Source organism: [Leptolyngbya] sp. PCC 7376, assembly GCF_000316605.1.
Lineage (GTDB): Bacteria > Cyanobacteriota > Cyanobacteriia > Cyanobacteriales > MRBY01 > MRBY01.
Genome location: NC_019683.1, coordinates 2,553,316 through 2,567,017, shown reverse-complemented (window position 1 = coordinate 2,567,017; position 13,702 = coordinate 2,553,316). Strand labels below are relative to the sequence as shown.

Sequence of the window (13,702 nt, the reverse complement as noted above, 5' to 3'; positions counted from 1 at the left end):
CCCCCTAAATCTTCCTTAGAAAAGAGGGACTTGAGGTTCTAGAATGCATCCAGTTCTTGGAGCTTGGCTTGAAGGTCTGGATTGTAGAGGCGTTGGTAATTCCAGTAATTTGCAAAGACGGATTCGACATAGCCTTTGGTTTCTTTAAACGGAATCTGTTCAACGAAAAAGTCAGGGTCGCTTAGGTCATATTTCCGTACCCATTTCGCAACGTTGCCGGGGCCTGCGTTGTAGCTGGCGATCGCCAACATGGAGTTATCGTCATATTCGCGGTGAGTGTAGCGGAGATACCAGGTGCCAAATTGAATATTATCCTCGGGGTTATTGAGGGAATATTCAGTGTCATCAATCTGATCAGAAATCCATTCACCCGTCGCTGGCATCACCTGCATTAAGCCTGTCGCTCCCACCGGAGACTGAATCTCCTTCTCAAAACGGGACTCTTGGCGCATCAAAGACACTACCAATAGTGGATTTAATTCGTTGTCAGCGGAATGCCTCAGAATTTCTTCAGAGTAGGGGAATGGGAATAACGCATACCAATAATCGGGACGTTGCCGCAGTTCTAACCATGCTTGGCGATCGCCCTGAGATTCCCGTTGGCTTAGACCCCAAATTGTATTAATGCCTTTGAGATAGCGACCCTGAGAAAGTTTCAATAGCGCAGAGGTGAATTCCTCTTCAACTGTTAGCTCTTGTCGATCTGCAAGCTCTGTGTTGATCTCATTCCAAGCATCAAAATCTTGCCCAAGGCGATAAAGCTCTTGAAATGTTTCAGAGCCAGCGGGCGGTAAAGGGCGGACTTTTGGGATATTGATGGTGGGCTGTAAATCACGCACAGAGGTGAAACTACCCACGCCCCAACCGAGTTGCACAGCCGCACGCCAAGCATAGTAGGACTCGGGATAGTCGGCGATTACTGTGGTAAATGCTTGTTTGGCATCCTCCGGTCGATTGAGACGGGCTGCCCATTTTCCGATCCAGAATACGGATTCGGCGGCGAGAGAGTGGCTGGGCGTATTGACGGCGATCGGTTGTGCCCATTCCCATGCTTTATCGAAGCGTCCTTCTTTGGCGTACTGTTCTGCGCGCTTCCAACGGAATTCGCTGGTGGCTTCGTGATTTTTAAAGCCGTTGAGAGCCATTTGGCGGGCTTGTTCTGCGGATTGGCCACTGCCTAATCTATCGAGAATTTTAGCTTTACTAAATAGGGCATCGGGGGCTTCTTCTGGAAATTTCTGATAAACCTGATCGAGATAGGCGATCGCCTCTGTATCTTTAACGAGACTGGCAAGGCGGCGCATCCCTAAGCCTGTTTCTTCGGCATCGGGGAAGGTTTCGATCAGAGTACGGTAGGCGCGACGGGCATTGCGGTTTTCGTCGCTAATGTGAAAACCTCTCGCAACACGGTACAGATTACGGGAGGTGGAGGGGGCTTTTTCGTAGGCTTTGGCGGCTTTGCCATATTGCCAGCCATCCCAGAAGCTATCGCCGAGCGCTTCCCATACCTCGGGAGTGAGTTGGTCACTGTAGTTGTCTACGAGTTGTTCGCGCACTGTGCCAATATCTGGAGCATCGGCATCGTACAGTAACCGCAAAACTAAAAGTTTGAGTTGATTTGGGTTCGCTTCTAGTGCGGCTCTGATTGAAGTTTGGGTGCGGGGATGGGCGGGATATTGGGCGATCGCCTGTTCGATGTATTGATCATCATATTGACCGAGGCGGTACAGGGCTTCTGCAGAGGCGGGACTTTCTGGGTATTGCTTGACCACTTGCTGCCATGTTGTTTTCGCTAGCAACTCGTTATTGCTAAGTTCATGGGCGCGACCACGTTTGATCAAAATATGCGGTGCAAGAACTGGATAATCTTTCTCTAAGTTGTCGAGCTGCTCTAAAGCGGCTCCCCCTTCATAGGCTTCGAGGTGAGACATCGCCAATAGGTAGCGGGCACGGCTCTGGTCGAGGCGATTGGAATTTTCTGTGGCGATCGCCTGTAACTGAGGGTTACGCGAATCGGGTTCGGCATCAACCAGTTCGAGGACGGCGGATGGCGAATTTGGGTCAACCTGAGTCTGATTATCTGATGCGTTGGGTTGCCAGTTACGCCCTTTTGTAGCGAGGACGCTGATGCCCAATAACCCCGTCAAACACAAGCCAATAATAAAGGTTGGTGAACTGTAGTTGACAGAAACCCGTTTCATCTGACCGCCTGTAATAATTACGTGTCCGATCATAGGCGATCGCCACCCGATTCAGCCGCTTATAAGGTTGCTTTCTGACAAAGTTAAGTAACAAATGATGCATTTCTTACATCGCACTTACATGGAAGTACGGATTTATTCGCCATGAATGAATGTGCTGTTTTTGTTGCGACAGAAGATTTTTTTGAAGTACGGCAAACTGGTTTCGCTGAGCTTGTTTCGAGCTAAGGTTAGATTAAGTTTTTGAGGACGAATCAATGCATCGCGATCAGACAGAATTAGTGACAGTAGAGCTGGAAGATGGCACAACATTTCTGGTGCAGGCTCGCTCTCAAGGTGGTGAGGAAGATGTGGGAATCGGCGATGCGTTGAAGTTTGAGGCGATCACAAAGGTGGTGGGTGGTGTTGCTAAGGGACTCAAAAAAACGTTTGATACGGTCAAACCGAAAAAAGCAACGGTAGAGTTTGGTTTGGAAATGGGTTTGGAATCTGGACAATTAACGGCATTACTTGTTGATGATTCGGCAAAGGCAAGTCTCAAAATCACGCTGGAATGGGGTGAATAGGTTTGGGGCAGACCCGAGATTGGCAAGGTTGTGTGGTGCGGATCGACATCGCTGGAAAGCCTAATGGTACAGGCTTTTTTGTCGGTCAGGGTTTGGTGCTGACTTGTAACCATGTGGTGAAGGACAGGGCGATCGCCACCCTGTCTCTTTGTTGGGGTGAGCGTTCTTTTTCGGTGACAAAAATTCGGATCCCAAATCCTGAGATTGATTTAGCGTTGCTGCATCTATCGGAAGAGTTTGACCATGATTGGGTCATTTTTTGTGATGAGATTGCGGAACGGGAAAAGCTAAAAACGTTTGGCTATCCGGATGGTTATGCTCAGGGTGATCCGGCGACATTTGAGTATGAAGGGATGACGGGCGATCGCCAACTGATTAAGTTCAAATTGGGTCAGGTGCAAAAGGGTTTTAGTGGCTCGCCATTGGTGAATGAGCGCACGAATCAAGTTTGTGGAGTAATCAAAAAAACGCGTGATCGCCGTTCAGATTTAGGTGGTCGGGCGATTCCGGTGGGTGTGGTGTGGGATATTTTCCCAGAGCTAAAACCGGAGGTCGTAGAAATTCCAGCAAATCCTTTTAAGCCGCTGAATGGGGTCATTGATTCTCCGGACTTGTTTTTTGGGCGGGAACGGGAGCTGCGAAGTGTTTTTGAAATTCTCAACAGCGGCAGTAGTGTCGCGGTTATCGGCGATCGCCAAGTAGGTAAGTCTTCTTTTTTGAAGGCGATCGCCCACCATGCAGAGCGGCAACTCATAAAATATCGTCGTCCGGTCTATCTGAATTTTCAGGACATTTACGATGATGAGGATTTTTACTATGCGTTGTGTTCTGAAATAGATATCGAAACGTGCAGGGGTTATCGGCTGAGACGAACAATTAGCAAACTTGATCCGCCGATTTTGTTGCTCTTGGATGAAGTGGAAAAGATGAAGTGGGAAGGTTTTACGTTACAGATTCGTTCTCAGCTTCGGGGTCTGGCAGAAGGAAGCGATGCACCCTTGCGTTTGGTGGTGGCGGCTTCGATGGATCTAGATAGCTTGTTTCCGGATAGTGCGGGGAATGTGTCGCCGTTTAAAAATGTTTGTCTAAATGAGTCTCCGCCATTCTGGGATGAGGCAGCGGTCAAAATGTTTATTCAGTTGCGTTTGGCAGCGACACCGATTCGTTTTTCTGATCAGGAAATCATGCGGATTTTGCTAGACACTCAGGGGCATCCGCAAAAGGTGATGTTGGCTTGTTTCCGGCTTTATAATCGATATAAAAGTGAGTTTTAGGGATTGAGTATGATGTCGTCGCCTAGCTTAGAACAAATCAAAACTTTTACGCCTCTGGAGCTACAAGAGCTGATCAATGCGCTCTTAGATGAGGTGCTGAAGACTGGCAATCCCCTAGAAATCAGCCGAGATGGTCAGCTATTTCAGATTCTTCCTCTAGAACATTTAGAATCAGACAACAAATTGGATGATTTGGAACCTCACCCAGAAGTCTACGTGGGCGATCCTGATGATTTGGTTAATATTTCTTGGGAGCATGAGTTAAGTCTTGATTTACCTTGATACTCACGTGATTATTTGGCTTTATGGGGATGCGAGTAAAAAGCTATCTTCTATGGCAGAGAAATTAATAAAAGAGAATGATCTCTTGATTTCACCGATGGTGCGCTTGGAACTGCAATATCTCTATGAAATTGAGCGTTTGGGATCATCTCCACAAACAATTTTGGAATATTTAGCGGCGAAGAAGTCGAGATTGAAAGTTTGCCAGAAAGATTTCGATTTGGTGGTGGAAGAAGCCCTGAAAATCACTTGGACTCGTGATGCTTTTGATCGCCTTATCGTTGCCCATGCCAGTTTACATAACAATATTTTGCTAACTAAGGATCGAAGAATCTTAGAGCATTACGATCACGCTGTTTGGAATAACAATCCAGAAACTCAACTTGGTGACTGATAATTGTTCACTGGTAACCGATGTCTGAAAAATCTTCTGTCCCAAAGCTAAACCTCGCGCCGAAACTAAATCGTCCGCTACAACTCTGGAACCCACTAGACTATCTACGTTTACTCTACTAGGTATTTTATTTTCCACAAGCATTTCAATGGTATGTGGAGAGATTTATCAGAATAAAACCAAACACAATTAAACAAATAGAAATAAACTTTAAAATCCAGATATTTGTCTTGACTAATCTGGTCTTTTTGCTTGTTTTTTTAACTTCTCAAAAATCGGGACTTCCTTTAACTTGGGAAGTTCTCGTTGGCATTCTATTTTTGAATTTTATTCTTTACGGTCTGTGCTATCTATTTTCATTGTTTTTTCGTTCGACTTATCCAGCAAAATTTTATTTGTCTACGAGTGTAGTTCTCGGTAATCTTCTAATGGCTTATGATAGCCTTGCATGGAAAATTGCTTCTCTATTATCTTTGCCTCAAGAACATCAAGCGCCATTACCTAAAGATATAACAATTGTCTTCGATCCATCTCTCATTGCAATAAAAGAAATTGCATTAAATACTAATGAAACTATTATTCTAGCGTCTATTTTAGGTGGCTTTTGGGGTATTGGAGTTGGAGTTTATCTAAGTCTAAATGAGTATATTTTTCTTAGAAAATCCCACTATATTGTTTGGGTCTTACTGTTTTGTATAACAACAATAAGAGATATGCCGGCTGATGTTTTTCGAGATAAATTAAGTGAGATTGGAATAAATAATATTGGTTTCTTGTCCCATCCGTTTACAGATTTATTTTATTACCAGTATAACAATTATAATTATTCACTTTATAATGTTTGGTCTGATTATTTTGGGCATTATGATTATTTTGGAGATCGCTACATTACATCTGACTTCTTGGGGGCTACAAATGGATTGATTGCGGCTTCTTTGTTTTTTTGCTCTTGCTTTATTATTTCGCTTTTTCGTCCTGATGCCTTTTTGGTATCTTCTATCTTTCATTGTCTCAACCAAGCTAATGTTTCATCAAATGTTTGTATTCTGCCATTTTGGCAGTTTAAAAAAACACTTAAAAAAGACCTCCTCATGGGTTGGGATAAAACTCTCAATACATCGAATGAAATCTTAAGATACAGTAACCAATTTTTCTTGGTTGCAACTTTGATTGATGAAAATCTCAGGCATACTCAAAGTGATTTATTGATTTATCGGCTAAGTGAAATTAGAGAAAAGATCTTTTGTTGGGAATTAATCTTTTCGTACCTTATGTTAGTCAAGATCAATAAAAAGATACGAATCATAGATTATTTTGGTTTTTATTCGTGGTTTATATTGTTCCCAAAGTTAAACTATGGATTCTTTTTAAGTGCAAGATACAAAATCTTACTAATGCAATCAAAGTTAGGAGACTACATTCAAGCTGTAACTACTGGATTTTGGTTTCTCAACAGGAAGTCTCTTAATGAAGCGTTAGCCGCTTTCTCTGAAGTTAGAGGAATTGCTTACGGCGAAGAAGTTTACAATCTTGTCTATTGCATCAAGCTATGCCGATATGCTCGACAGCCTGAGCAAATTGCTTCTCTTCAATTAGCTGCATTTCTAACGAAAAAATCCTTATATTCTTCAACATGGGATGTTATTTATGCCCTTGAGAGAGTTATTAAAGACACTCAACTTTTTCTGTATGGCATTGGTAACCAGACTCGCTCTCTTGCTCTCAATCGTGCCATTGGTGAACTAACTAAAATCATCCAAACCAAAGACCAACTTCCCTCGGCAGAACGCAATCTAGTGATTGAAATTGCCCAAACTTGGAGAGCTGCCATCGAACCCCTTGCCCTAGAAATCGGTAGTGCGGAGATCACTAAACCTGTCCAAAATCCTTATGTCGTTGGCGATCCCGTTGTCGGTCAGAATTTTGCTGGGCGCGAAGACATTATGCGCCAACTCGAAGAACTCTGGATTACCAATACTACCCGCCAGTCCATCGTTCTCTATGGCCATCGCCGCATGGGAAAAACCTCCATTCTCCGCAATGCCAGCAACCATAATGGTTCCGCAGGCAAAATCATCTACATCAACCTGCAACGCCTCGGCGAAGTCGAAGAAGGTGTGGGCGAAGTCCTCATTGCCCTCAGCGACGAAATTGCCATTGCCACAGATATCGAACCCCCTAGCGATGACGATTTACTTAAACTCCCCAAACGCACCTTTGAACGCTACCTCAAAAAGGTTTTGGCAGAGATGGAGAGCGATAGCCTGATTATTGCCCTAGACGAATTTGAAACCCTCGAAGACCTGATCAAAAAAGAACAAATCTCCAAAGAATTTTTAGGGTATTTGCGCGGTCTAGTCCAGATGAGTCCAAAACTCGCCTTCGCCTTTGCCGGACTCCACACCCTAGAGGAAATGACCGCCGATTATTTCCAGCCCTTCTTCGCTAGCGTTATTCCGATCCGTGTGAGTTTCCTGAGCCGCGAAGCCACATTTCAGTTGCTAGTTAGCCCTGCTGAAGATTTCCCGCTCGACTACGAACCCGCCGCCCTCCAAAAAATCTATGACCTCACCTTTGGGCAACCCTATCTCGTTCAGCTCATCGGTTTTCAGCTTGTGCGCCGCTATAACGATTATGTTTTCGAGCAGGCCAAACAGCGCGATAATCTCCTGACCACCGAAGATGTTGAAGCTATTATCACCGAGGACTTTTTCCGGAAGGGTCGCTACTATTTCGATGGCGTGTGGCGACAAGCTTCGCAAGATGTTGCCGGACAACAACAAATTATTAAAACCCTTGCCATCCATCCCGCAGGCTTAACCACCGCCGAACTTTTAGAGCTCCTTTCTTTCGGCGCAGACATCCTCGAACCCGCCCTAAAAACCCTCAGCAAACATGACGTTATCCACGATATTGCTGGAGATGTCGAAGAATCCCGCTGGCAAATCACTGTAGAACTGCTGCGAATTTGGCTCGAAAACTATGCCCCACAAATTCAACCAGAATAGAATGACTTTTTTGAAACGCTACTGTGACTAACTGACAGATGATGTTTGACGTTGCTCTCTTTGTTTTGCTTTCGCCGCCACCCGCAAATATCGTGCGAGCCATGCCCGCCAAGCTGCCAACTCTTCATCTGAAGCCCTCGTTTTCTGCCATGCAGGTCTCGATGTCAGGCGATCGCCCCAAGCTTTTAACTCTGGATAATCCGTCAGCTCTAACCCCAAACGACACATTAAAGGAATCGCTGCACCCACCACAATATCTGCGAGATTGAGGCGATCACCCCCGAAATATAATTGCCCGTTCAAATGCTGCTCAAAAAATGTCAAAACCTTATCCAATCGGTCTTGAGCCTGAGCTGGAAGTGGTGAATCTATTGCCGCAATTAATTTAGGCAATAACGGAAATAGCTCGTTTGCGGTCACCATCTGAAGCATTTTCATTGTGGCGATCGCCTCAGATGTAGAAGGCATCAGGGAATTTTCTGGATATTTCAGCTCCAGATAATCAAGAATCGCAAATGATTCTACTAATCGAAAATCCCCATCCGTAATCACAGGCACATGATGAAACGGATTGAGATCAGTAAAAGGCGATCGCCGCTGTGCCCCGTTCGGAATATCAACAATTTCTTCGCGAAATGGAACGTCTTTCTCCAGCAGCGCCAACCAAACTCTCAAAGAAATTGGAGACAGAGGATGGTAATGGAAAGTCAGCATGATCTTCTCCGCAGAAATTGAACGGCTTGCTACAGCTTACAACAAAAGAGACCGATCGGTCTTTCCGAGATCGGAGAGCATTCATTGGTCAGTATTTTTCTGGCTGAGTCTATGCCAAAAAATGTTTTTAGATAAAAATCAAGGAATTAAAAATCACACTTTTAAACCTTCAAAAAACTGAAATAAATGATCTTTGATTTGACAAAGATGTTGTCGGTCGTCGTATAGCTTACTCATCATTAATGCCCCTTCTAAATTAGAAATAATAATTGTTGAAGTGACTTCAGGATCTACCGATTCTTTTATTTCTTTATGACGAATGCCAAAGTTGATAATTTTGACGAAAAGTTGTCGCCAAGTATCCATCGCTTCTCTACTTCGTTCCCGCAACACAGGATGAGTATCATCACTATCAATAGCCGTATTCAGTAAAGGACATCCCCCTTGAATTGGTGAGTCTTCAGCATTTAACGCCTCACAAAATGTCGTCACAATGAGCTGTAGACGAGGGATGGCGTGACGTTCTCTCTTGAGCACTTCGCCATAACGCTCTCGAATCAATCCGATGTAAAAATCAAACGCGGCGATCGCCAACTCATCTTTATTTTTAAAATGATTGTAAATGCCACCTTTCTTTAGACCTGTCGCTTTCATGATGTCCGACATTGATGTGCCGACAAAACCTTGGCGATTAAAAATTGGTGCGGCTTTTCTAATAATATTTTCTCGTGTTTCTTGAGATTTTGACATCAGTTATAAAACACTTGAATAAAATAGCTGAGGCATGATTATACGAAATTCTTCGAGAACATAATTGTAACCGTTTAAAATACTCCTGGTGACTCTGGCTACCCGTCACGTCTATCTCCAGAGCGCCACAAATTCAGACATACTCTAACTCAATCTTTTTTTGCATCACTTATGAAACAAGCGCCTTTCTTCGCAACACTTGTCAATGGCAGTTCCCTCGTACTGCTAGGGATTTGGGGCTATGTCGCTAGCGGCTCGATTACTGCGCTCATTCCTGTGGGATTAGGTCTCGCATTTTTCGCCCTTTCACCAGGAGTCAAATCTTATAACAAGGCGATCGCCCACGTCGTTGCGTTTCTTGCATTGGCGACCCTTGCTGCTTTGGTGCCACCCTTTTTACGTGTCCTTGGCAGCGGTAATGGTGCGGGCATATTTCGTATTGGTGTGATGCTTCTGACAACAGCCGCAGCATTGGGGTTTTACGTCAAAAGTTTTATCGATGCTCGGCGATCGCGCAAAAATGCTTCTGAATCCGAATAATGTCGCGAATATATGTTGGTGCTGCCCGATGACCCTAGAACATCTCGTTTTGTAACGGGTTCTTCGTTCAACCACGACTTTGTAAAGCATCCAGCAATATTGGGTCACAAATATTCAAGGTTTCAAAATTAGTGACATTCACAACTGTGGAGATGGGCGATCGCCCCATAAATCAATACTTTTCAGATTTTCGGGTTTTGTTGCGATGAAGGAAATTTTGCTGATTATGCTATAGAAATAAATACCTAGAACAGAAGCGCAAACTGTAAATAGTAAAATCAGCAACTAACGCGATAAATTCCAGCCTTAACAAATAATCATGAGCGAACAGCAGAAAACAGCGATCATTACCGGCGCATCGTCCGGAGTGGGGCTATATGGCGCCAAGTCCCTCGCCGCAAAAGGTTGGCACGTAATCATGGCGTGCCGCAACCTCGAAAAAACTGAGAGAGTTGCTAGAGAAGCCGGTATTCCCGAGGGCAGTCGAACTATTATTCATCTCGACCTTGCTGACTTCGATAGTGTGCGTAAATTTGTAAATGATTTTCGCGCCACAGGCAGAGTCTTAGATTCTCTCGTCTGTAATGCTGCTGTTTATCTTCCTCTGGAGAAAGAGCCGCAGCGTAATAAAGATGGTTATGAGATTTCTGTGGCGACAAATCACCTCGGCCATTTCTTACTTTGCAACTTGATGCTTGAGGATCTGAAAAATTCTTCCTCAACGGATAAGCGTCTCGTTATTCTTGGTACCGTAACGGCTAACCCGAAAGAACTTGGCGGTAAGATTCCGATTCCTGCTCCCCCAGATCTTGGTGATCTACAGGGTATGGCCGCTGGCTTTAAGCCTCCTGTTTCGATGATTGATGGCAAAATTTTCAAGTCGGGTAAAGCATACAAAGACAGCAAACTCTGCAATATTTTGACCATGCGTGAGTTGCACAATCGTTTCCACAAAGAAACGGGCATTGTGTTCAATTCTTTCTATCCCGGTTGTGTTGCTGAAACAGGTCTATTCCGTAATCACTACGGCCTATTCCGCACGATTTTCCCTTGGTTCCAAAAGAACATCACTGGTGGCTATGTGACTGAAGCTGTGGCTGGCGATCGCCTCGCTAAGGTTGTGGCAGATCCCGGTTTTGATGTGTCCGGTGTGTACTGGAGCTGGGGTAATCGCCAACAAGAAGGACGCGAAGCATTTATGCAAGAAGTCTCTGATGAAGCGCTCGACGATAACAAAGCTGATGTGCTTTGGGATCTCAGTGAAAAGCTCGTTGGACTTGCTGGTGTCCCTGCCTAAATAGCCATTGTGAGTTTGGATTTTTCAAACAACACAAATCTGATTTACCTTCCTTAAGTGACTTCTCCCTAATTGATTTTGGGGAGATTTTTTTTATGAGCTGTAATGTTGTGGCGATCGCCAATATCTTTAGGCTGAAGGCAAAGTTGTCTTTTCAATGGTGCTTGCAAGTTTATCTGCGATACCTGCCACCCATTGTTCATCCTGTTTGGTGTAGCTTCTGGGGATGTTTGTGCCGACCACAAGTAAGCCTTTTTTTCCAAGGGGCTGACAGATAATGCCTTGGGTATTTTCGGGTAAATAATCGAATTCAACCCGCCCCGGATAAACCTTTAGGGTGACAAGGTAAACGGCTTTTTGTTTCTCTAAAACGCGCTCGGCGATCGCCCCGACGTTAAACTCTTTTTTCTCTGGGAGAATACCTCGCCGCAGTAAAACTTGCCCGTCATGATAGACCACAACGGATTTGGTGACGGTGGTCGTCAGCAAAATATGAGATGCCCAGGCTAATTCAGTGGCGATCGCTTCAGGGAGATTTTCGGTTAGCTCAAATTCTTCTGTGCCTTCTAAAACCACAGCTTCTGGAGGTCTCGGTTGAATTTGCTCCCACAGCAAAGTGACGAGAATTAAAATTGCACTGAGAATCACACCCACTACATCAGAACGCGCTTGAGAATCAGTCAGGGCAGGGGTTAGTAGACGATTTAGCATCAGCATCGATCCACCGATTATGCCGACGATGAGAGGTAAATTTTTGATGGGGCTAGTGGCGTTGTCTGACATGGATATAGGGCGAAGACTTGTATTCTCTAGCTTGGAAGATAATCACAAAGAAAGTCAACGTTTGGGCGGAAGTTGAGATCGTTTGAACGATATTAATACGAAAAATAACCCACAACCATTAAGGCTGTAGGTTACAAGATCAAGAAGTTGCTTGATGAATTATGCAGACTGTATCTGTGTTTGGCTGCGTTTTTGGAGCAGATTAATAATGTTGGATTTCTCAAGAAGCCCGACTAATGTTCCGTTGTCACGAATAACGGCGATCGCCTGAGTTTTTTGCTGTTCCAACTTACCGATTACATCGAGAAGAGATTGATTCGATTCGACTTGATTTTCCTCAGAGACGGGAGTCGCAAAGTGGCGAACTAATTGGTTAGACCACTCATAAGAAGGCACAGCCTGCAAAGTATTGAGACGAATGCTACCGAGTAACTGATCGTTTTCGTCTTTAACGAGGAAGCGTTGCCATTGAGTTTTGTTGTTGGCGAGAATGGCCATATCAGCGAACTCACGGAGAGTTACATTAGCATCGACAATGGGGCTTTCAGAAACCACTGCATCCGCTGCAGTCAAACCAGAGAGTGCTTCCTGTAGGGTTGCGGATTGTGCAGAACGACCTGCATTTTGTAGCAAGAACCAACCGATAATTAGCGTCCAGAAGCTACCAATATTGGAAATGCCGAGGGTGCCAAGGATGCCGAAGCTAACGGCTGTCCAACCAATCACTTGACCAACGCGACTTGCCCAACGTGTGCCTTTGTATTGATTGCCTGAGAGTTTCCAAACGATTGCCCGAAGCACATTACCACCATCAAGAGGTAGGCCCGGAATCATATTAAAGGTTGCCAAAATAAGGTTGATGTAAGCCAACAATCCGGCGATCGCCGCCATAGGGCCAGTCAATAAACCACTACCTGCAACAAGAGTGAGCGCGATAAAGAGTGCCAAACTGACGAGGGGGCCAGCCACAGCGATCCAGAAAGCGCCGCTGGGAGACTTTGCTTCATCATCGAGGTTTGCGAGACCACCGAAGAGAAAAAGTGTAATCGAATTGACTTTGATTCCTCTCTGAATTGCGGCAAAACTATGGCCTAATTCGTGTAGTAGTACCGATGCAAACATCAGTAAGCCTGTCACTAAGCCGAGGGCGATTGCGCTGCCACCTAGTCCGGGGAATTGTGCGGCGAGACCTGTCCCAAAATTTAGGGTGACTAGGGCAAGCACAATAAACCACGAAATATTTAGGTAAAAGGGAATACCAAATAAGTTGCCGACACGAAAATTACCATTCATAAAAGAACCTCTCAAATTTGACAATGAGGCTCAAAAAATTAGCGTTTAGTGCTACTGAAAAACTTTTAAGCCCGTTTGTCTCACACCCTCATTGTAACGAAATGTTAAAATCTAAAAATGTTTGTGAGGTAGTACTTTCCGCCATTTTGAGTTCGGTTGAGATAACTGTGATCTTAATCGCTTAAAAGGCGATCACCGATCACTTAGTTCGCATTTATACCTAAAACTATGGCTATATTAAATAGGCGAAAAAATATTGGTTTTAGAGATAAAAATGCTGGAATTTTCTGAAATTGAAGCGGGTTACATTATTCCCCAAAAGGCGTTAGAAGATTCTGTCGGGTATTGCTATGAGGAGAATCCAGAATTTTTTGAATACTATCGCGCCGATGTTTATCGACTGGTGCAAAATGCTCTAGAGAAAATCACTCCCCATCTCAATCTAAAAGTTTATCCAGCACTTGATTTCAAGGGGTTCGTGGTGCTTGATCCAGAGACTTTAGCCGCTGATGAAATACAGCTCTATCATGAGCAGCGTAACGATCTCCTGAGAATCCAGGCCCGACAGGATATCAAGCGTTCCGAACTTTAGGCTACCAA

Annotated in this window: 13 protein-coding genes; 8 read left to right on the top strand and 5 right to left on the bottom strand. The window is 44.5% G+C overall.

What is annotated here, in order from left to right; all coding sequences use genetic code 11:
* Nucleotides 1-38: 38 nt before the first annotated feature.
* Entirely contained in the window at nucleotides 39-2,234 is a 2,196-nt protein-coding gene (locus LEPTO7376_RS11315; protein WP_015134311.1) for a transglycosylase SLT domain-containing protein, read from the bottom strand.
* A gap of 224 nt (nucleotides 2,235-2,458) precedes the next feature.
* On the opposite strand from LEPTO7376_RS11315, the gene LEPTO7376_RS11310 reads away from it, so the two are divergent.
* The 5 genes from LEPTO7376_RS11310 (at nucleotide 2,459) to LEPTO7376_RS26405 (ending at nucleotide 7,725) form a co-directional block, all read left to right on the top strand.
* Complete coding sequence (locus LEPTO7376_RS11310) at nucleotides 2,459-2,767, top strand: CU044_2847 family protein (RefSeq protein WP_015134310.1); 309 nt, start codon at nucleotides 2,459-2,461, stop codon at nucleotides 2,765-2,767.
* Between the two features lie 2 nt (nucleotides 2,768-2,769).
* Entirely contained in the window at nucleotides 2,770-4,041 is a 1,272-nt protein-coding gene (locus tag LEPTO7376_RS11305; RefSeq protein WP_041763508.1) for a serine protease, read from the top strand.
* 9 nt (nucleotides 4,042-4,050) lie between these two features.
* Nucleotides 4,051-4,323 (top strand): type II toxin-antitoxin system Phd/YefM family antitoxin, encoded by a 273-nt coding sequence (locus tag LEPTO7376_RS11300; protein WP_264309020.1) that lies wholly within the window; start codon nucleotides 4,051-4,053, stop codon nucleotides 4,321-4,323.
* 7 nt (nucleotides 4,324-4,330) lie between these two features.
* Entirely contained in the window at nucleotides 4,331-4,717 is a 387-nt protein-coding gene (locus LEPTO7376_RS11295) for a type II toxin-antitoxin system VapC family toxin (RefSeq protein ID WP_216700294.1), read from the top strand.
* Between the two features lie 1,394 nt (nucleotides 4,718-6,111).
* Nucleotides 6,112-7,725 (top strand): ATP-binding protein, encoded by a 1,614-nt coding sequence (locus tag LEPTO7376_RS26405; protein ID WP_160148442.1) that lies wholly within the window; start codon nucleotides 6,112-6,114, stop codon nucleotides 7,723-7,725.
* 27 nt (nucleotides 7,726-7,752) lie between these two features.
* Here the strand turns inward: LEPTO7376_RS26405 and LEPTO7376_RS11285 are convergent, their stop codons facing one another.
* The gene (locus LEPTO7376_RS11285; RefSeq protein WP_015134305.1) at nucleotides 7,753-8,439 is read right to left on the bottom strand and encodes a glutathione S-transferase family protein; all 687 of its coding nucleotides are present in this window, start codon (nucleotides 8,437-8,439) and stop codon (nucleotides 7,753-7,755) included.
* A 153-nt stretch (nucleotides 8,440-8,592) separates the two neighbouring features.
* A complete protein-coding gene (locus LEPTO7376_RS11280; protein WP_015134304.1) occupies nucleotides 8,593-9,189 on the bottom strand; it encodes a TetR/AcrR family transcriptional regulator in 597 nt (198 codons plus the stop codon).
* A gap of 171 nt (nucleotides 9,190-9,360) precedes the next feature.
* Here LEPTO7376_RS11280 and LEPTO7376_RS11275 point away from each other — a divergent pair, with 171 nt between their 5' ends.
* Complete coding sequence (locus LEPTO7376_RS11275; protein WP_015134303.1) at nucleotides 9,361-9,729, top strand: hypothetical protein; 369 nt, start codon at nucleotides 9,361-9,363, stop codon at nucleotides 9,727-9,729.
* Nucleotides 9,730-10,048: 319 nt separating this feature from the next.
* Nucleotides 10,049-11,026 (top strand): protochlorophyllide reductase, encoded by a 978-nt coding sequence (locus tag LEPTO7376_RS11270; protein ID WP_015134302.1) that lies wholly within the window; start codon nucleotides 10,049-10,051, stop codon nucleotides 11,024-11,026.
* 129 nt (nucleotides 11,027-11,155) lie between these two features.
* On the opposite strand, the gene LEPTO7376_RS11265 is transcribed toward LEPTO7376_RS11270, so the two are convergent.
* Both LEPTO7376_RS11265 and LEPTO7376_RS11260 read right to left on the bottom strand, forming a co-directional pair.
* Entirely contained in the window at nucleotides 11,156-11,809 is a 654-nt protein-coding gene (locus LEPTO7376_RS11265) for a cofactor assembly of complex C subunit B (RefSeq protein WP_015134301.1), read from the bottom strand.
* Between the two features lie 159 nt (nucleotides 11,810-11,968).
* The gene (locus LEPTO7376_RS11260; RefSeq protein WP_015134300.1) at nucleotides 11,969-13,102 is read right to left on the bottom strand and encodes a site-2 protease family protein; all 1,134 of its coding nucleotides are present in this window, start codon (nucleotides 13,100-13,102) and stop codon (nucleotides 11,969-11,971) included.
* A gap of 274 nt (nucleotides 13,103-13,376) precedes the next feature.
* Here LEPTO7376_RS11260 and LEPTO7376_RS11255 point away from each other — a divergent pair, with 274 nt between their 5' ends.
* The gene (locus tag LEPTO7376_RS11255; protein ID WP_015134299.1) at nucleotides 13,377-13,694 is read left to right on the top strand and encodes a hypothetical protein; all 318 of its coding nucleotides are present in this window, start codon (nucleotides 13,377-13,379) and stop codon (nucleotides 13,692-13,694) included.
* Nucleotides 13,695-13,702: the final 8 nt, after the last annotated feature.